Here is an 18,309-nt window from a genome sequence, read left to right on the forward strand (position 1 = left end):
CCTCAACTAACGAACAATTCAGTGAAAGGTATTGATTCACAGTGAAACTTGCGACCGTCGAATACGAAAAGACCCAGCAGACGGCTCTGGTGACGGGCAGCGGCGAGCAACTGTTGTTACTCGAGCGAGCTCATCATGATGTGACGGGAAAACCGGCTCCAGAACTGGAAACCATGCAAACCATCATCGAAGGTGGTCCGGCGGCACGGGAGATCCTGGATCGGCTTGCAGACGAGCAGCCGGCAAGTGCAATCGTCGATGCGGGTGATGTGCGCTGGATGTCGCCGCTTCCTCAGCCGGTCCAGATCCGAGACTTCGGCTGCTTCATGGATCACTTCCGCAACGCTCGCGCCCGAATTCAAGGGGTCGCACTCGAGGACGTCGAACTGCCGAAGATCCAGTTGGAGCGCCCGCTGTATTACATAGCGAACCGATTGGCGGTGACCGGACACGAATCCGACGTCGTGTGGCCCGAGTACTCGAGCCTGCGCGATTACGAACTCGAATTCGCCTGTGTGCTGGGGCGCGGTGGAACCGACATCTCACGCGCGGATGCCTCTGCGCATATCTTCGGTTACACCATCTTCAACGATTTCAGCGCCCGCGATACTCAGCTCGAGGAGATCTCCACCGGACTCGGTCTCAGTAAGAGCAAGGACTTTTCGAACGCGAATGTCCTCGGCCCCTGGATCGTGACGGCCGACGAAGTCGGTGACCCCTACCAACTCGAGATGACCGCGAGAATCAACGGAGACGAGGTGAGCCGAGGAACCAGCGCCGACATGGACCATCGTTTCGAGGACGTGATTTCGTTCGCCTCGACTTCCACGCGGCTGTACCCGGGTGAAGTCTTCTGTTCCGGCACCGTGCCGAGTGGATGCGGCTTGGAACACGGGCGGTTCCTCGAACCGGGAGACGTAGTCGAACTCGAGGTCGCCGGCCTCGGTGTATTGAGGAATCGAGTGGTGGCGTGAGCGGCGAAGTCATGGTTCTCGGTGTCGGCGCGACTCCCTTCGGGCGGCACGCGGATACCTCGGCCTCGGAATTGGCGGGGCGTGCGGCGATCGATGCCGTCGAAGACGCGGGCCTGACCCGCGGTGACGTCGGTGCAGTCTTCTACGCGACCGTCAGTCAGAAGGCGATCGACCGGCAGCACATGATCCCAGGCCAGATTGCCTTGAGGCCTTACGGTTTCGGTGGAGTCCCGGTCGTCAATGTCGAAAATGCCTGCGCCGGCGGGGCAACGGCACTCTGGCTGGCGATCGCCCACGTTCGCGCCGGTCTGTCCGAGGTCGCATTGGCGGTCGGGGTGGACAAGCTGGTGTGCTCGGATCCGGCTCGAAGTCTGGAGGTGTTCGACGGTGCGCTCGACGTTGCGCATCGCGACGAGACGCTCGCCAGCCTTGCTTCGCTGTCCGCTCCGGTGCCGGGTGAACTCGGATCGCAGGGTGAGCGTTCGGTGTTCATGGAGATCTACGCTTCTCTTGCCCGGGCGCACATGGAGAGATTCGGAACGACCGAGTTCGAACTCGCGTCCGTAGCAGCCAAAAATCATGCGCATTCCGTGCACAATCCGCGGTCGCACTTTCGCAAACCCTTCACTGTCGACGAGGTGCTTGCCGCGAGGCGAGTCGCGTGGCCTCTGACCGTTCCGATGTGCTCGCCCGTCAGTGACGGTGCAGCGGCGGTCGTTGTGACCACTGCAGACTTTGCGCGAAGGCACGATTCCTCTCGGCGGGCGGCGCGGGTACTCGGTTGCAGCTTGGTGTCAGGCACGGATCGGGCCGCAGATGACGTGGAGAGTCACATCGGTCGCCGAGCGGCAGTGAGCGCATACGAGGAAGCCGGAGTCGGGCCAGGCGATGTGGATGTGGCAGAGGTCCACGACGCCACGGCCTTCGGTGAAGTACAGCAGGTCGAGAATTTGGGGTTCTGCCCGATCGGTGAGGGCGGCGCATGGTCGGCGTCCGGTGCGAGTTCATTGGGAGGCGTGCGTCCGGTCAATCCGTCAGGTGGGCTCGAATCCCGTGGTCATCCGGTCTCGGCAACGGGACTGGCGCAGGTCTTCGAGCTTGTCACGCAGTTGCGTGGACAAGCAGCGCGGCGACAGGTTCCCGGGGCTCGAATCGCGGTCGCAGAGAACGGCGGAGGTCTCTACGGCATCGAGGAAGCCGTCGCCGCGGTCACGATCTTGGGAGGGCCACGATGAACGCGGACATGATGAACGATGAACCGATGGCGCCAGGCTTGCACGAGCAAGCGGGATATGCGGATCTGATTCTGTCGGCGCTGCGACGCCGACCAGACCACATCGCGTTTCGATTCACGGATCGGAACGGTGATCGGGCCGAGCTGACATATCGGCAGACCGCGGAACAGATCGAGCGGATTGCAGGTGTCCTCGGTAGCCTCGCTCTGCCGGACGGAGGCGGGGTAGCCCTGCTGGCGGGTCCGTGTCCTGAAGCATTCACGGTCATGGCCGCGGCGTGTCTGGCGGGCGTGCGCTACACGGCACTCCATCCGCTCGCGACCGAAGAGAACGACAGGATGGTGCTGAAAGACAGTGGTACCGATCTCCTGTTGGTTGCCGACGGACAGTTCCAGGCGCGCGCCGAAGCGGCGCAGACTCGAGTGATGTCACTGTCAGCCCTCGAATCGGCGTGTGAATTAGTTACGGCGGGAACAGGTTCAGGCTTCGGCGGTCAGGGTCGAGCTTTGTATCTCTTCTACACCGGTGGAACTACCGGTGAGCCGAAGGGCGTCATGCTCAGGGATCGATCCTTGGTCGCCAATGCCTGGGCCTGCACCACGTGGGAGTGGCCGGCTGATACCACCATGCTGCTCACTACGCCGATGTCTCATGCTGCCGGTCTGCTCGTCGCACCCGGTCTGCTGCGAGGTGCAAGCTTCGAGTTGCACCGGTCGTTCGACCCGGACAGGGTTGTCGATTCAATCGAAAATGACGGAGTCACAGCTACATTCGTCGTTCCTACGATGCTCTACGCCTTGCTCGACCATCCACGTCTGTCGGATGCGAATCTGTCCGGGCTGAACTGGATGCTTTACGGTGCTGCACCCATCGACCCCACCAGGCTCGCGCAGGCAGGGGCGGTGTTCGGGCCGATCCTGAGCCAGCACTACGGTCAGGCCGAAGCCCCGAATGCGTTGACGGTGCTCGATACACGTGAGCACACGGACGATCCCGCAGTTCTGGGGAGTTGTGGGCGCGCGATGCCAGGTGTCGAAGTGGTGTTGTTCGACGAGCAGGGAAACGAGACCGCGACGGGTGTACCCGGCGAGCTTTGTGTGCGAGGTCCGCTCGTGATGGACGGCTATTGGAACAAACCTGAACAAACCGCTGCAGCGCTTGCGAATGGGTGGTTGCACACCGGCGACGTTGCTCGGATCGGCGAAACTGGGCTCATCTCGATCGTCGACCGCATCAAGGACACGATCATCAGCGGTGGATTCAACGTCTACCCGCGCGAAGTCGAGGACTCGCTCGGACGTCATCCCGCAGTGGCCGCCTGTGCAGTATTCGGTGTCCCCGATCCTCAATGGGGAGAAGCGGTTACCGCGGCAGTCGTACTGAAGACGGGATGGTCGGTCACGCCCGAGCAGCTCATCGCGCACGTCAGATCACACAAGGGCCCGATCTGGGCGCCCAAGGAGATTTCAATTCTGGAAGCGTTGCCGCTCACTGCCTTGGGGAAGGTCGACAAGAAGGCACTCCGAGGCGCTTCACAGACCTAGTGACGCGACAACTGCACGTGCGAGGGCATCGGCAGATCCGGGGGCGAAGGGCAGGAAGAGTTCGGGCTCGATCAATTCCACTTCCATGAGTAGTGGTTGATCCACCGGCCCCACGACGTCCACACGCGCATAAAGCAATTCGCCGGGACCGCAGGGGGCTGCGGCCAGCGCCGCGTCGGCCACCGCGAGTTCGGCGGTGGACGGTTCGTGGACGTGGTTGGTTCCGCCGTGGAACTCCTGCACACGGAAATCGTTGGTGGCCGGGATCTTCCGGACGGCATGGAAGTAACGCCCACCGAGGTGGATGATCGAGCGCTCACCGTCGACGACGTCCGAGATGAAGGGCTGAACCAATGCGTCGTTACCGCCGTCGAGGATCGAGCTGAGGTGAGTGCGGGCCTGCGCGGACCCCGCGGCAAACTTTCCCACTCCGACAGCGCCGGCCGACACCGCAGGCTTGACGATGACGTCGGCACTCTCGAACGAAGGGAGAGTGAGTGTTTCGCTCCTTCCGGGGGTGATCACCGCAGTGGGGACGATGGGGACGCCGGCCGCGGCAAGTTCGGTCAGGTATCCCTTGTGGGCGTTCCACTTCACGATCGAGAGCGGATTGGCGATCGGGGCGGTCAGCTGATCGAGAACGGCAAGAAATTCGTCGAGGCGCTGGGTGTAGTCCCAGGTCGAACGGATCAGAACCAGGTCGGCGTCGATGTCGTGGAGGGACGGACTCGACCACGGCGCCATTGTCGACGCAACGCCGTAGGTGGTGAGAGCTTCCATGACGAGTTTGCTTTCGACATCCGCCTCGCGGGCGGCGCCGTCACAGGTGAGCAGGAGAACCGTGGTCATGCCACGATGCTTTCACGGCTGGCGCATTGTCCGACTAGCGAGGTGGCCCCTCGTCGAGGACCAGGGAACCGGTCCCGGGTTGTCCCGTTGCGTCCACCCACGTCACCGCGACGGTGTCGCCGGGGCGGTGCGAGCTCATCGCCGCATTGAGATCGGCCGACGACGCGATCCGGCTGCCGCCGAACTCCGTGATGACCGCACCTTTGGTGAGCCCCACCCGCTCGGCCGGCGAATCGAAGCTCACGGCAACAACTTCGGCGCCGACCGGCATGTCTGCGTGGTCCTTCACCGCGACACCGAGCACGGGCGTCGGTCCCACGCGCACGGTTTCGGAGGAGCGGCCACCGAGTACCTGATCGACGATCGGTAGTGCCGTGTCGATCGGTATCGCGTAGGACTGAGGCGCCGGCGAGGTTTCGGTGCGGTCGGTGACGGCGTTGCCCGCGCTGCTGACGCCGATCAGTTCGCCCACGGCGTTGACCAGCGGGCCACCGGAATCGCCCGGCCGGATGTCCGCGTCCACCTCGATGAGGCCTTTCAACTGGTTTCGCGATCCGTCGGACGCGTTGCGGGTGTTGACGGTGACACCGAGGTTGGTGATGACGCCGGGAGCTGGGACGGGTACGCCGCCACCTTCGGCATTTCCGATTGCGGTGACGGCGTCCCCGCGAGCGGCTTCCGCGGACTTCCCGACCACTGCCACCGGCAGATCGGTGGCGCCCGCGAGGCGCAGGACGGCAAGGTCGCTGACGCTGTCGTACCCGAGGATCTCGGCGTCGTAGATCAACCCGTTGGACATGCTGACGGCGGTGACGTCCGAGGCTCCGCTGATGACGTGGTGATTCGTGAGCACCACCCCGTCAGGGGAGAGCACGATCCCGGTCCCGGCAGTGGTGGTGAATCCGGCCGGCGCCGTGATGGTGACGATGGTGGGGACCACCCGGGCCGAGAGCTCCTCCGGAGTGAGTGGAACAACGGGCGCGGGTGGGGTGGTCGTGATGACCGTGACGGGGGCGGACTCGATCGTGCCTGGAGTCAGGGGCGGGGCGACCAGCGCGAGACCGCCGAGGCCGGCTGCGAGAACGACGGCCGTCCACAGGCCGCGTCTGCTCGCGCGTTTGGTCATCCAGCCGTCCGTCCCGCCGGTCGTCACCCCATCGAGTGTGAAAGGTGAAGATTACCGATTCGGCGATTCTTCGGCCACAAAACCGGGCAACAGACCGTCTGCGCGGAGCGTCGTCAGGGACGGTGCAGCAGCGTCCTTTGCGGAGAGTTCGTAGGTCAGGGGCTTGCCCTGACGATCCGTCTTCGGCCAGTCGATCGCGAGTTCCGGATCGAAGGGATCGAGGTCGCGGTCCAGATGGGGGGAGTATTCGATGCTGCAGAGGTACATCACTGTCGATCCGTCTTCGAGTGAAAGGATCGCGTGGCCGAGGCCTTCCGCCAGGAATACTGCTCGTCGATCGACGTCGTCGATCACCACCGCATCCCACTCGCCGAAGGTCGGTGATCCGACGCGCAGGTCGACGACGACGTCGAGGAAGGCACCTTTGACGCAGGTGATGTACTTCGCCTGTCCGGGCGGATTGTCGGTGAAGTGGATCCCGCGGAGGCTGCCGGCTTCGGAAACCGAGCAGTTGGCCTGAGCGAGGTCGAGAGTGCGGCCGGTCGCGGCGGTGAAGGTGGAGCTTTTGAACCATTCGAGAAAGACGCCGCGATGGTCGCCGAACTGCTTCGGCGTGATCTCCCAGGCTCCGGCGATTTTCAGTGGACGAATTTCCACGTCACCATTCCTTGCCGTGCTCGAGCAGTTCGAGTAGGTAGTTGCCGTAGCCGGATTTGCCCAATGCTTCTGCCTGAGTGTGCAATTGGTCGGAGTTGATGAATCCCTGACGCCACGCGACCTCTTCAGGTGAACCGATCTTGAGGCCTTGGCGGTGTTCGATGGTCCGCACGTAGTTTGCTGCCTCGAGCAGGGAATCGGGTGTGCCGGTGTCGAGCCACGCGGTTCCGCGAGGGAGGACGTCGACAGAAAGTTTGCCAGCTTCGAGATAGTGCTGATTGATGTCGCTGATTTCGTATTCACCACGCGCAGAGGGCTTCAGAGTGCGTGCGATGTCCACGACGTCACTGTCGTAGAAGTAGAGACCGGGGACGGCGTAATTGGATTTCGGTGACGTCGGTTTTTCCTCGATGGACACAGCCCGACCCGAGTCGTCGAATTCGACAACACCGTAGGCGGTCGGATTCGATACCCAGTAAGCGAACACGGCGCCACCGTCGATATCGGAGAAACGCCTGAGTTGGGTTCCGAGGCCGGGGCCGTAGAAGATGTTGTCGCCGAGGACGAGCGCCACGGACTCGGATCCGATGTGATCCGCGCCGAGGGTGAATGCCGTTGCAAGACCATTGGGTTCGTGCTGGATCGCGTACGTGAGGTTCACGCCGAATTGTGAGCCGTCGCCGAGCACTCGACGGAATTGCTCCGCATCGTGCGGAGTCGTGATGATCAAGATGTCGCGAATATCGGCGAGCATGAGAGTGGAGAGCGGGTAATAGATCATCGGCTTGTCGTAAACAGGCAAGAGTTGCTTGCTCACTCCGAGGGTGATCGGGTGCAACCGCGACCCGGTGCCACCGGCCAGAATGATTCCGCGCATGCGTGCAGTGTCCTGCACTCCTGCCTGCCGACGCAAACGGGACACTGCGAATTCGGCCGCTAAAGTGGGAGTTCGTTCGATGAGCCTGAGGAGATGAAGTGCGACTACTGGTCACCGGGGGTGCCGGCTTCATCGGTGCCAATTTCGTTCATCAGACGGTGTCGACTCGTCCCGACGTGGAAGTCACGGTTCTCGACGCTCTGACCTACGCCGGAAATCGCCAGTCCCTTGCGTCCGTCGAGGACCGGATCACGTTTGTTCACGGCAACGTTGCCGACGAGCCTCTGGTCGACGATCTTGTCTCGCGTTCCGACGCAGTCGTGCACTTTGCTGCCGAAAGCCACAACGACAATTCCCTCGCCGATCCGGAACCGTTCCTGCGGACCAACGTCATGGGGACGTTCTCGCTCTTGCAGGCAGTGCGTTCGCACGGGGTCCGCTATCACCACATTTCCACCGACGAGGTGTACGGCGACCTCGAACTGGATGATCCGACGAGGTTCACGGAGACGACACCGTACAACCCGTCGAGTCCGTATTCGGCGTCGAAGGCATCGAGTGATCTGTTCGTGCGCGCCTGGGTGCGGTCGTTCGGGATCGCGGCGACCATCTCCAACTGCTCCAACAATTACGGCCCGTATCAGCATGTGGAAAAGTTCATCCCGCGCCAGATCACGAACCTGATCGACGGGGTACGTCCTCGGTTGTACGGCGAGGGCCGCAACGTCCGCGACTGGATTCACGTCGAGGATCACAACCGTGCAGTCTGGGACGTCCTGGACCGAGGCAAGCCCGGCGAGACGTATCTGATCGGCGCCGACGGTGAAACCGACAACCGAACGGTGATTGCGGCCCTGCTCGAAATCTTCGGACGCAAGCCGGACGATTTCGACTTCGTCACCGACCGCCCCGGTCACGATCTGCGGTATGCGATCGATTCGACGCGACTGCAGCAGGAACTTGGGTGGAAGCCGCAGTACCGCGATTTCCGAAGCGGTCTGGAAGCCACCGTCGAGTGGTACCGCGACAACGAACAGTGGTGGCGTCCGCAGAAGGCCGGCGTCGAGACACAGTATTCCGCGTCCGAGAAAGTGGTCTGACCGAACGTCAGGCTTTGGTGGGGTCCGGCACCCGGGAACGCTCGTGCACGAGTGCGTTGCGCAGGCCCCGTGATCCCGACAGCGCAGCCACGACGCCGGCAAAGACTTCACAGAGGGTGAAGAGCAGCCTCGACGCCAGTGCGAGGCCGAGCGCGACGCCGGCATCCATGAACGGTGAAAGCGCTGCGACGATGACGGCTTCGCGGACACCGATTCCGGACGGGACGACGAACACGAGGACGCCCGCGCACATACCGAGGGCGAGGGCGCCGATGCATTGGACGAGCCCACGGATTTCGAAGCCGGCCGAACTCGACGCGAGCAGCCACAACTGGATGCCGTAGAGCACCCAGCTGGCTGCGCACCAGCCCAATGCGAGAGCGATCTTGTGCATCGTGAGCGGCTTGTGCAGCGGCGTGCGGCGGAGCAGTTTCAGCGCGAGGTTCACCAGGCGGGTGAGCACCGGAGGGTAGGCGCAGACCAATGCGATCGGCACCAGGATGATCACGCCGACCGCTGCCGCGGTGCTGACCTCGAACAGGGCAGGTAGACCGAAAAGACCGACGACCAGCGCCGAAGTTGTACTCAAACCGACCGTGACCAGCACAGCGACGAAGCCTGCTGCCCGAGACACACCGGCGCGCCGGACCAGTTCCGTTTGCAGAACGAAAGCCCAGACACTGCCGGGGAGGTACTTGCCGAGTTGGCCGACCAGATAGGCGCGAGCGGCGTCGAACGCCGGGATGGGTTGTTCGAGGGCACCGAGTGCGTGTTGCCATGCCCGCACTGCGGCACCCATGCCGAGGAAGATGAACACCGACGAGGCGGCAAGCGTCCACCAGTTCAGCTCGGTGATCGTGTTCTTGACCTCGGACCACTGGGACTTCACTGCGAAGACGATCGCAACCACGATCGCGAGAGTGACGAGAACCTTGAACCCGTTGACGAGAAGACCACGCAGAGCGTTCGGCTGTGCGGCCGGTTCGACGTCTTCGACCGGTTGTTCAGATTCGGGAGAGGTACTCACGCGCCTGCATCCCGCCCGTTCGTCATTTCGCAGACGATACCAACCAGAATTTGCCTCGCTAAACCACGAGCGGTTTGTCGGCGCGTTCCCGCCACCAGGTGAAGGCTTCCGAGAGCGAGTCCGGAATGGCCGGTGACGTGCCGAAGCTGCCCGCGGCGTACACGGCTTCGATCGCGGAAATATCCGCGTCCGCGATACCTGAACGGCTCATTCCGATCCGGTTGACACCGTGCAGTGACACCGGGTTGCCGAATGCTTTCGAGAAGGGTGGAACGTCCTTGACCACGACGGTTCCCATCCCGATCATGGATCCGGAGCCGATGACGCGTCGTTGGTGCGCGACAGTGTGCATGCCCAGATTGACGCCGTCTCCGACGCTGACGTGCCCGGCAAGCGTCGTACCGGATGACACGACGCATCGGTTACCGATCTGCACGTCGTGCTCGATTCCCACTCTGTTCATCACGAAGCAGTCTTCGCCGATTTCGGTTCGGCGTTCGCTTCCCTGATGGACGGTACTCAGTTCGCGAATCGTCGTTCGAGCGCCGATTCGAATTCCCAGACCGGCGCTGACGGACCACGACGTCGGGTGCAGCGCCCCAAGGATCTCGGGGGGAGCTCCCAATACCGCTCCCGCGCCGATCCAGCAGTCGTCGCCGATCTCGAGTGGGCCGGTCAGCACGGCGTTCGGTCCGACCGTGACCCCTGCCCCGATCAGTACGTCGGCGCCGATCACGGCGGTCGGATGGATGTGGCAGTCGGCTCGTTCAGACATGCGGGTTCCGGAATCCTCTCGAAGTATCGAATCGCGTTTCGATACGCTTCCTGGGTTGTCGGGGTATTTCGTTCCGACGACGGTCGGATGAATCTATCGGAGGTAACTCAGTGATCGCGATATCCAGTATCTCGTTCGGGGAAGAAGTCGAGCGCGAGGTGCTGGACACTCTGCGATCGGGAATCGTCGCGCAGGGACCCAAGGTGAAGCGGCTCGAGGACGAGTTCGCGGCGCTGGTGGGCACGCGACACGCGGTGGCGGTGAACAACGGCACTACGGCGTTGATCGCGGCTCTCCAGGTCCAGGATCTTCAGCCAGGTGACGAGGTTCTGACGACGCCGTTCACGTTCGTGGCCACGCTCAATGCGATTCTCGAGGCAGGCGCGACGGCGCGGTTCGCCGATATCTCCGAGTCCGATTTCAACATCGACCCGGCAGTCGCTGCCGATCGAATCGGTGACCGCACGAAGGTTCTGATGCCGGTTCATCTGTACGGACAGTCGGCGGACATGGGCGCCTTGATGCCACTGGCATCGAAGAATGGTCTGACTGTCGTCGAGGACGCCGCTCAGGCCCACGGAGCGACGTTCGACGGGCGAGGCGCGGGCAGTTTCGGTGTGGGTTGCTTCTCGTTCTACGCAACGAAGAACCTCACGACCGCCGAGGGCGGAATGATCACGACCGACGACGACGCGATCGCCGATCGACTTCGGGTTCTGCGGAACCAGGGCATGCGGGCGCGCTACCAGTACGAGATGGTCGGCCAGAACTACCGGATGACCGACCTCCAGGCGAGCTTGGCTCTGCCCCAGATGGCGACGTACATGCAGCAGGTCGAGGCGCGCCGCCGGAATGCGGAGGCGTTGCGTGTCGGCCTGAAGGATGTCGAAGGACTGATCCTGCCGAGCGAACTGTCCGGTCGCGGACATGTCTGGCATCAGTTCACCTTGCTGCTGGCCGAGGACGCAGCGGTCACTCGCGACCAGTTGAGTGAGCGTCTGGCTGCGAAGGACATCGGTAGCGGCATCTACTACCCGAAGGCCGTCTACGACTACGAGTGCTACCGCGAGCATCCGCGCGTCGTCATCGACGAGACGCCGGTGGCCACTTCGGTGGCGTCGCGGTGCCTGAGCATCCCTGTCCACGCTGCGTTGTCCGCCGGCGACGTCGATCAGATCGTTGCCGCAGTACGCGGCGCCATGGAGGCCTGAAAATGACTGCTAGCAAGCCACGTATCGCCCTTGTCGGATCCGGTCAGATGGGCTCGTTGCATGCGCGGGTCATCGCGCAGTCGGCACTGTGTGAGTTGGATCTGCTGATCGAGCCGCGCGAGGAACAGGGCAAAGCTGTTGCTGCGCGGTTCGATACGCGTTGGGCTGCAGATTTCGATTCGCTCGACGGTATCGACGCCGTGGTGATCGCCGCGGCTACGCCGGCGCACTACGAGTTGGCCGGGCGGGTTCTCGATCTGGGTAAGCCTGTCCTGGTGGAGAAGCCGTTGGCGGCGACGTACGAGCAGAGCGTCGACTTGGTCGATCGTTCACGCGCGGCCGGTGTTCCCCTGATGTGTGGACTGCTCGAACGCTTCAATCCTGCTGTCCGCACTGCCCGCGAGTTCTCCGGCGATGTCTGGCAGGTGAACGGTATCCGCCACTCTCCGTTCGTTTCCCGCATTCCGACGGGTGTCGCGACGGACCTGCTGATTCACGATATCGACCTCGCCATCGGATTCGCCGGTTCGGAACCCAGTTTGGCAAAAGGGGAGTTCGGCTACTTCCATCCGACGTCCGTGCAGAACCGGTCGGAGGATTGCGCCGACGCCGTATTGCGCTTCGGGTCAGGGGCTGTTGCAACGATTTCCGCGAGCCGAATCAGTCAGCGCAAGATCCGCCAGCTGTCGTTGCTCGAGGCCGATCGACTCATCGAGATCGATCTCTTGCGTCGTGACATCACGATCTACCGGCACATCGACGACAACATGCCTACCGATCGAGACGGCTACCAGCAGCAGACGGTCATCGAAATTCCGACGATCCGTTACAGCGAGGAACCGCTTGCCGCGCAGCTGACGCACTTCCTCGGATTGGTGCAGGGCACCGGTGATGCCGACGGTGAGCGGGCGTCGATTCTGCCCGCTCACCGCGCGGTTCACGAGGTGACGGAATCTGCGCTGGCTGCAGCGTTGTCGTCCTGACCGCTGCGTCGGCGTCGGAAGGCCCACGCTCCTTGAGACAGTGCCAGCAGTAGTCCGACTCCGGCGGCAGTCCAACCGAAAGTACTTCCGGGCGGACTGAATTCGATGGTGAGGGTAGACCCGGACGCGGCACTCGGCGGTAGATCGACCTGCAACAAACCGCCGGGGCTCGCCTTCGTTTCGACCGTCTGACCATCGACGGTCGCGCTCCAACCAGGCCAGGCCAGCAGTGCGAATGTGACCGTGCCCGACCCGGTGTACTCGACGGTTTCCCTGGTGTCCGTAGCGGCGGCATCGCCACGTACGTCGAGACCAGGCGTCGTTGCGGATACGCGGCCGTCGGGCCACTGATGCTCGGTGGTGCGATGGCCGACCGTGACCACCCGATCCGGCGACACCTTCCAGTCGCCCTCGGGTAAGGCGTCGAGAGCGTGTTTTCCGCCGTACGGTCCGGAATTCTGAACCACGACGGTATCGATACGCATCGCGTCCAGCCAGGACACACCCGTTCCCGGTGATTCGGCGAGCAGTCGTTCGACGCCGTCCGGACACTGGACGCCGCCGTAGTAGTTCAAGCACAGCGCTTGGACGAAATCGTTGTAGCTGATTCCGGCGTAGCTGTTGACGGCATTGACACCGGCGGGCTGCCAGGCGTTGCCGAACAGGAGGTCACCCCACTGCCCGGTTTCGTTGTCCGGCGGGATGTTGACGGGGTCGGCGATCGCGAAAGTTGTTCCCTGGTAACGGTCCTCGAACTTGGACTCCAGGAACGCCACCTGCCTGGGGAACTTCCACGGCGTCACGTTGTAGTTTCCGGTGAACCAGAAATTGGTCTGAGCACTGAGCACGACGACGATGCCGACAGCGAGTGTACCGGCGAGGTAGCGGGGCTTTCGGTAGGCCACGACCAACGCGAAAACGGTGAGAACCACGGTGATGAGCAGCGACGCCGAGTGAATACCGATGTCTTCCGGGACATTCGACCAGGCAAGGTAGAACTGAAGTGCCAACAATCCCGCGGTGATGATTGCTCTCGCCTGGATACGGTCACGATGCAGTCCGGCAGAGAGCGCGACCGCCGTGACCACGATGGCGGGCAGTTGACCGTACTCGAGCAGTCGCGCTGGCCAACGGAACAGCCAGAGATTCGACGGTCCGAGCAGTAGTACGACGTAGATTCCGCCGAATACGAACAGCGAGACGCTGTGGCGGCCCAACTTCTTCAGTGACTTCCATTGAATCCACGGTGCGAGCGGTATGAGGAACCAGGCGAGGTACACCAGCGGAATCGTCATGGCAGGCGAAGCGAAAGCGGTGACGTACGGCTGGTTCGACGGACCGGAGAGGTTGAGCAGATCACCGAGATCGGGTCGAAGCGAACCGTCGTTCGCGATTCCGGACTGGGTACGTACCGACACGCCGGTGGTGAAGAGCAAAGGTAGGTACACGATCAGCGACATCATGATGATCGCTGCCGCGCTGATCATCAGTGATTTGATGCTTCCTGCGCGTTTGATTGCGATGCATTCCGCTATGACAGCGAGGTAGACGACTGCGACACCGACAGCGCCGTACGGGTTGCCGGTTGTCATCGCCAGATAGCCGAAAACGATCGGCACCAGGGGGTTCACTCGGCCGAGGGCGCTGGCGCGGGTAGACCACCAGACGTGGGGGATCCAGGCGAAGGCGATCAGCCCGGATGCCCAACTGGAGGCGTCGAAATAGAGCGTGTAGCCGGCGAACGGCATGGCAAATCCGGCGATGAAAGCCATCGACCGATTGGCGCCGTACTGACGAGCGACCAGATAGACGCCCACCGCGAGTATCGCCATGAACTGCATCTTGACCAGGGTGATTCCGATTCCCAGGTTCGGAATGAGTGCAATGGCAACCGAATCCAGAAGGATCACGGGATTGTATGTCCCGTAAAGGGCTTCGGCTGTCACATTGCCGCCAGCCCACAATTCGGGGATGAGCGTCGGCCATGAACCGGACAGGATTCGCTCGCCGATCGTGTGCCAACCGGGCGTGAAAGCTGCTGCGCTGTCGTCCCAGTAGTAGAACCACCGATTGGAGATCAGTGGGATGGCGGCGACGATCGACACCAGAGCGGCGAGAAGAATCGGCGGCACCACGCGTTGTGCGAGCGGTAAGTCAGATTTCACGATGTGCTTTCGTCTTCGAGTCGATGGCTGTTGTTCGGAGCCTGGGTCGTGCTCTTTTTCTCGGAGCCTGGGCTGCGCCTTGTTTCTCGGAGCGTAGTATTCCGACGAGTTCGAACTGCAGTCGGGGAAGTAAGGAGATCGGGACGTGGCGACATCGCGGACGGAACCCGTTCGTGGGGAATCAGCTACGCCGGAACTCTCGGTGATCATCCCCGCATACAACTCAGGCGAGGTGCTGGAGTCGACGGTGCGTCAATTCGCCGAGTACTTCACCAGCCGCCCGGTCGAGAGCACCGGTCAGGTCGAGATCATCGTCGTGGAGAACGGTTCGACGGACAACACTGCCGACGTGTGTGCTGCTCTGGCGGCTTCCTGGTCGTGGCCGGGAGTGACTTTCCATCCGATGAGCAGCGACAAAGGAATGGGTGCGGCGCTGCGCGCCGGGACACTTGCTTCTCGTGGACGCCGCGTGTTGCTCACCGCGGACGACCTTCCGTTCGGTTTCGGTGACATCGAAGGGGCCGACCGTGTGATGGCGGATCTAGGGTCCGTCCCGCCGGTGGTCATCGGTTCGAAGGCTCATTCGGACTCAGAGGTGGAACGTGGCCTTCTGCGTTCGGTGATGACGGGTGGATTCGCGACGCTACGACGGGTGGTGCTGGGCACCCGCACGGGCGACCCCCAGGGGACCTTCATCGTCGACGGCGTTCTGCTGCGTCGAATCGCACCCTCGTTGACCGAGCGTGGTTTTCTGTTCACCACCGAATTGGACTACGCGCTCGAATTGGCTGGAGTACGTCCGGTCGAGGTCCCGATCCGCCTCAGCGAGGATCATCTGGCGCATGCGAGCCGTATCTCGCCCAAGGACGTGATCCAGATGGCGAAGGGTTTGTTGTCGCTTCGTCGGCGAAAGACCGAGCTGCGCTCCGCCGCTGCTGTGAGCAATCGCGAGGCGTAGTCGCGGGTAATCGCGGGTAGACCTGGTATGACTCGGTGCCCGGGGCGCCGAGGTGCGGATTCGCGATACCCTGCGGGGCGTGGATACCGTGAACACGACCGATGACCAGTCCGATTCCGGAGTCGAGTTGATCGAACGCAGCGCGACGTCGGATCGACTGCTGGCGCAGCGGACGTTGTTCACCGGAACCTCGCCCGTCGCCAGTGACGAACTGTATGCGGTGACCAAGGTCGGCATGTCGACGCGATCGCGGTTCGAATTGCGACTTCAGCCGGGGGCAATCGCACACACCAACACCTTCTTCGGCCGATTTCCGGCCAGCTACTGGCAGCGCTGGACCAACGTCACCGAGGTCACTGTGACCGCGCATGTCGTGGCCGATACCGCTTGCCGCATCCAGATCCAGGCCTCGGACATCGGTGGCCACCGTCGCATCGTGACGAACGTCGTCGTGACCGGCGACGAGCGAGTGTCCATGACCGCTCCGCTCGATACCTTCGTCGACGGCGGTGCGCTGTGGCTGCAGTTCGAAGCGCAGGGTGGCGGTGCAGTGGTCGACGACGTGGAATGGACCGTCGTCTCCCCGGAGTCGATTCGCCCGGTAGCCGTCGCGATCTGCACGTTCAATCGCGCGGACGACTGTGCGCGCACGGTCGAGGCCCTCGCGTCCGACGAGCGTGTCCTCGCGTTGCTCGACGCTCTGTACGTCGTCGACCAGGGAACGGATCCGGTCGAGAGCCGTGAGCTGTTCCAGGAAGTGTCGAAGAAGTTCGGTTCGCGGTTGCAGTATCTGCGGCAGGCGAACCTGGGTGGTGCGGGTGGATTCACCCGAGGCCTCTACGAGGCTTCGGCGGCCGGTCCGCACGCTGACGTGATCTTGATGGACGACGACATTCTCTGCGAACCCGAATCGGTTCTTCGGCTGAGTGCGTTCGCGAACATGACGACGGAACCGGCTTTGATCGGCGCCCAGATGCTGTTCCTGTTCAACCCCGACTACTTGCTGGCTTCGGGTGAACGCGTGGATCTTGGCACGCTTCAGCGTGGTGTACCGACCGATGAGCACGGTGTTCGCAACCGAAGTGTGCTCGAGAAACTGCCGGAACGTCGCGTGGATGCCGAATACAACGGCTGGTGGTCGTGCCTGATTCCTGCTGAAGCCATCGAGCGGATCGGCTTGCCACTGCCGGTCTTCTTCCAGTGGGACGACGTCGAGTACAGCTTGCGGGCCGGGCGGGCCGGGATTCCCACCATCACGTTGCCGTCGGCTGCTGTGTGGCATGCGGACTTCTATTGGAAGGACGTCGACGGTTTCGCGCACTACTTCAGTACGCGCAACGGTCTGATCACCGCTGCGCTGGACCCAGGGTTTGCACCCAAAACCCTCGCGAAGCAGCTCTCCCGGGAAATTTCGCACTCGATCGTGGGTTTGCAGTACGGCCTTGCACACACGCAACTCCGGGCGATCGAGGGATTCCTCGAGGGGCCGGCAGGTTTGGCGGACGGTGGGCAGAAGGCGCTTGCCGCGATCAACCAGGAACGTAAGCGCTTCCCCGAGACTGTGACCCGCCCGGCGTCGGAGCTGCCGGGCAGGCTGCCGATCCGTCGCGTTGCGCCCAGCCCGAAACCCGGTTTGTGGACAGACCTCGTTCTGGCGAAACGCGCTGTGATGCAGGCTCGCAATCACCTCGAGCGAGGTCCGGTGGCGATTTCGTACGAGGACGCGCAGTGGTGGCACGTCGGACGTTTCGATCACGTCTTCGTCACCGATGCTTCGCAGGGAGGCGTGCGTGAACGCCGCTTCGACAGCGAGAAGGCCGCCGAGATGAGCGGCCGCCTCGCCGGCGTCATGAAGAGGTTCCTCGCCGAAGCACCAAGTGTGGCTGAAGCATTCGCTCGCGAGTTCCCGCAGCTCACGAGCCGGGAGAACTGGGCTCGACTGTACGAGAAGTGAGCCTCAACGCACTATCTTGGCGATGACCTGCTCGTTGTCGACGGTGTACCCGAGGTATTCGAACGAGATGCCGGTGCGTGTGACGAACTCCGTCCACGCCCGGTACTCGTGCTGCTGCCACCCGGGATAGTTGAAGAACTCGTCGAAGACGACGATCGACCCGGGGACCAGTCGGTCGCCGAGCAGATCGAGCACGGTCTTGGTGGACGAGTAAAGGTCGGCGTCGAGGTGCAGGAACGCAACGGGGCCGGATTCGTCGTTCAGGAACGAGGGCAAAGTGTCCTCGAAGAGGCCCGGAACCAATTGCGCTCCAGGCACTTCGGGGATGGATTCCTGAGCGAACTCGCCCACCGGGAACCCGGTGCGCCACGTTTCCGGAAGGCCGGAGAACACGTCGAAACCTGCGACGGTCCCTTCACGTTCGGTGAATGCTTCCGCGACGATCCTGAGTGTGGTTCCGCTGGCAACGCCGAATTCGAGTGCCATTCCGGGGATTTCGATCAAGCCCAGTGCATGGCGCAGCGTGTCGTGCGGGTGGCCGAATGTCTCCGCGACTCGAAGGTGCTCGAGGATGAACTCGGCCGTCGACGCCGTCGCTTCCAGGTCCACGGCGTAGGCCAGATCCCGACGCTGACGAAACTCCAGCTCGTCGATCCTGGACCGGAGGCCCGCGATGTCACCGCGGGCCTCGGCCAGTTCGTCACGTGAGAGAGCCAGCGCGTCGAGGATCTGTTGCGTGCGGTCTGCGTTGTGCCGGTCGGCGGCCTCGACCACCTCGGATACCGCACGCTGAAGCTTGGTCCTGGTGCTGGAACGGAACTGCTCGAACATGGCAACCTCTCGTCGGGATCACCCCCATGCTGCCAGGCTTTCT

The 18,309-nt window shown here is 62.7% G+C and carries 16 protein-coding genes; 8 read left to right on the forward strand and 8 right to left on the reverse strand.

What is annotated here, in order from left to right; all coding sequences use genetic code 11:
* Window positions 1-41: 41 nt before the first annotated feature.
* From I7X09_RS14340 to I7X09_RS14350, 3 genes are read left to right on the forward strand one after another with little or no spacing between them, the layout of a single operon-like run.
* Window positions 42-974: a fumarylacetoacetate hydrolase family protein gene (locus I7X09_RS14340; RefSeq protein ID WP_097388030.1), complete on the forward strand. Its 933-nt coding sequence runs from the start codon at window positions 42-44 to the stop codon at window positions 972-974.
* Window positions 971-2,209 carry a thiolase family protein gene (locus I7X09_RS14345; RefSeq protein ID WP_166811771.1) on the forward strand — a complete coding sequence of 413 codons (1,239 nt, stop codon included), beginning with the start codon at window positions 971-973 and terminating at the stop codon, window positions 2,207-2,209. The genes I7X09_RS14340 and I7X09_RS14345 overlap by 4 nt, the downstream gene beginning before the upstream one ends.
* A complete protein-coding gene (locus I7X09_RS14350) occupies window positions 2,206-3,753 on the forward strand; it encodes an AMP-binding protein (RefSeq protein ID WP_200317432.1) in 1,548 nt (515 codons plus the stop codon). Before I7X09_RS14345 ends, I7X09_RS14350 begins: the two co-directional genes overlap by 4 nt.
* Here the strand turns inward: I7X09_RS14350 and I7X09_RS14355 are convergent.
* The 4 genes from I7X09_RS14355 to rfbA are packed head-to-tail and all read right to left on the reverse strand — an operon-like array spanning window position 3,742 to window position 7,262.
* A complete protein-coding gene (locus I7X09_RS14355) occupies window positions 3,742-4,602 on the reverse strand; it encodes an ATP-grasp domain-containing protein (RefSeq protein WP_200317434.1) in 861 nt (286 codons plus the stop codon). The genes I7X09_RS14350 and I7X09_RS14355 overlap by 12 nt on opposite strands.
* 34 nt (window positions 4,603-4,636) lie before the next feature.
* The gene (locus I7X09_RS14360) at window positions 4,637-5,728 is read right to left on the reverse strand and encodes a S1C family serine protease (protein ID WP_200317834.1); all 1,092 of its coding nucleotides are present in this window, start codon (window positions 5,726-5,728) and stop codon (window positions 4,637-4,639) included.
* A gap of 51 nt (window positions 5,729-5,779) precedes the next feature.
* The gene (locus I7X09_RS14365) at window positions 5,780-6,385 is read right to left on the reverse strand and encodes a dTDP-4-dehydrorhamnose 3,5-epimerase family protein (protein ID WP_200317436.1); all 606 of its coding nucleotides are present in this window, start codon (window positions 6,383-6,385) and stop codon (window positions 5,780-5,782) included.
* A gap of 1 nt (window position 6,386) precedes the next feature.
* Window positions 6,387-7,262, reverse strand: a complete 876-nt coding sequence (gene rfbA / locus I7X09_RS14370; protein WP_200317438.1) for a glucose-1-phosphate thymidylyltransferase RfbA — start codon at window positions 7,260-7,262, stop codon at window positions 6,387-6,389.
* A gap of 98 nt (window positions 7,263-7,360) precedes the next feature.
* Here rfbA and rfbB point away from each other — a divergent pair, with 98 nt between their 5' ends.
* Window positions 7,361-8,362 carry a dTDP-glucose 4,6-dehydratase gene (rfbB, locus tag I7X09_RS14375; RefSeq protein ID WP_200317440.1) on the forward strand — a complete coding sequence of 334 codons (1,002 nt, stop codon included), beginning with the start codon at window positions 7,361-7,363 and terminating at the stop codon, window positions 8,360-8,362.
* A gap of 7 nt (window positions 8,363-8,369) precedes the next feature.
* Here the strand turns inward: rfbB and I7X09_RS14380 are convergent, their stop codons facing one another.
* Together I7X09_RS14380 and I7X09_RS14385 are read right to left on the reverse strand one after the other, a co-directional pair.
* A complete protein-coding gene (locus I7X09_RS14380) occupies window positions 8,370-9,323 on the reverse strand; it encodes a lysylphosphatidylglycerol synthase transmembrane domain-containing protein (protein ID WP_200317836.1) in 954 nt (317 codons plus the stop codon).
* A 124-nt stretch (window positions 9,324-9,447) separates the two neighbouring features.
* The gene (locus I7X09_RS14385) at window positions 9,448-10,164 is read right to left on the reverse strand and encodes a DapH/DapD/GlmU-related protein (RefSeq protein WP_200317441.1); all 717 of its coding nucleotides are present in this window, start codon (window positions 10,162-10,164) and stop codon (window positions 9,448-9,450) included.
* Window positions 10,165-10,274: 110 nt separating this feature from the next.
* Between I7X09_RS14385 and I7X09_RS14390 the strand changes: the two genes are divergently transcribed.
* Both I7X09_RS14390 and I7X09_RS14395 read left to right on the forward strand, forming a co-directional pair.
* Window positions 10,275-11,375 carry a DegT/DnrJ/EryC1/StrS family aminotransferase gene (locus tag I7X09_RS14390; RefSeq protein WP_200317443.1) on the forward strand — a complete coding sequence of 367 codons (1,101 nt, stop codon included), beginning with the start codon at window positions 10,275-10,277 and terminating at the stop codon, window positions 11,373-11,375.
* Between the two features lie 2 nt (window positions 11,376-11,377).
* Window positions 11,378-12,358, forward strand: coding sequence for a Gfo/Idh/MocA family protein (locus I7X09_RS14395; RefSeq protein WP_021332833.1), 981 nt, complete (start codon window positions 11,378-11,380; stop codon window positions 12,356-12,358).
* On the opposite strand, the gene I7X09_RS14400 is transcribed toward I7X09_RS14395, so the two are convergent.
* Window positions 12,313-14,523: a hypothetical protein gene (locus I7X09_RS14400; RefSeq protein ID WP_200317445.1), complete on the reverse strand. Its 2,211-nt coding sequence runs from the start codon at window positions 14,521-14,523 to the stop codon at window positions 12,313-12,315. The genes I7X09_RS14395 and I7X09_RS14400 overlap by 46 nt on opposite strands.
* 145 nt (window positions 14,524-14,668) lie before the next feature.
* Between I7X09_RS14400 and I7X09_RS14405 the strand changes: the two genes are divergently transcribed.
* Window positions 14,669-15,481 (forward strand): glycosyltransferase, encoded by an 813-nt coding sequence (locus tag I7X09_RS14405; RefSeq protein WP_200317447.1) that lies wholly within the window; start codon window positions 14,669-14,671, stop codon window positions 15,479-15,481.
* A gap of 88 nt (window positions 15,482-15,569) precedes the next feature.
* Window positions 15,570-17,435 carry a glycosyltransferase gene (locus I7X09_RS14410; protein WP_200317838.1) on the forward strand — a complete coding sequence of 622 codons (1,866 nt, stop codon included), beginning with the start codon at window positions 15,570-15,572 and terminating at the stop codon, window positions 17,433-17,435.
* 3 nt (window positions 17,436-17,438) lie between these two features.
* Here I7X09_RS14410 and I7X09_RS14415 read toward each other — a convergent pair whose 3' ends face one another.
* The gene (locus I7X09_RS14415) at window positions 17,439-18,266 is read right to left on the reverse strand and encodes a TylF/MycF/NovP-related O-methyltransferase (protein WP_200317449.1); all 828 of its coding nucleotides are present in this window, start codon (window positions 18,264-18,266) and stop codon (window positions 17,439-17,441) included.
* Between the last annotated feature and the right edge of the window lie 43 nt (window positions 18,267-18,309).

The organism is Rhodococcus sp. P-2 (assembly GCF_016598535.1).
Taxonomy (GTDB): Bacteria; Actinomycetota; Actinomycetes; order Mycobacteriales; family Mycobacteriaceae; genus Rhodococcus_F; species Rhodococcus_F baikonurensis.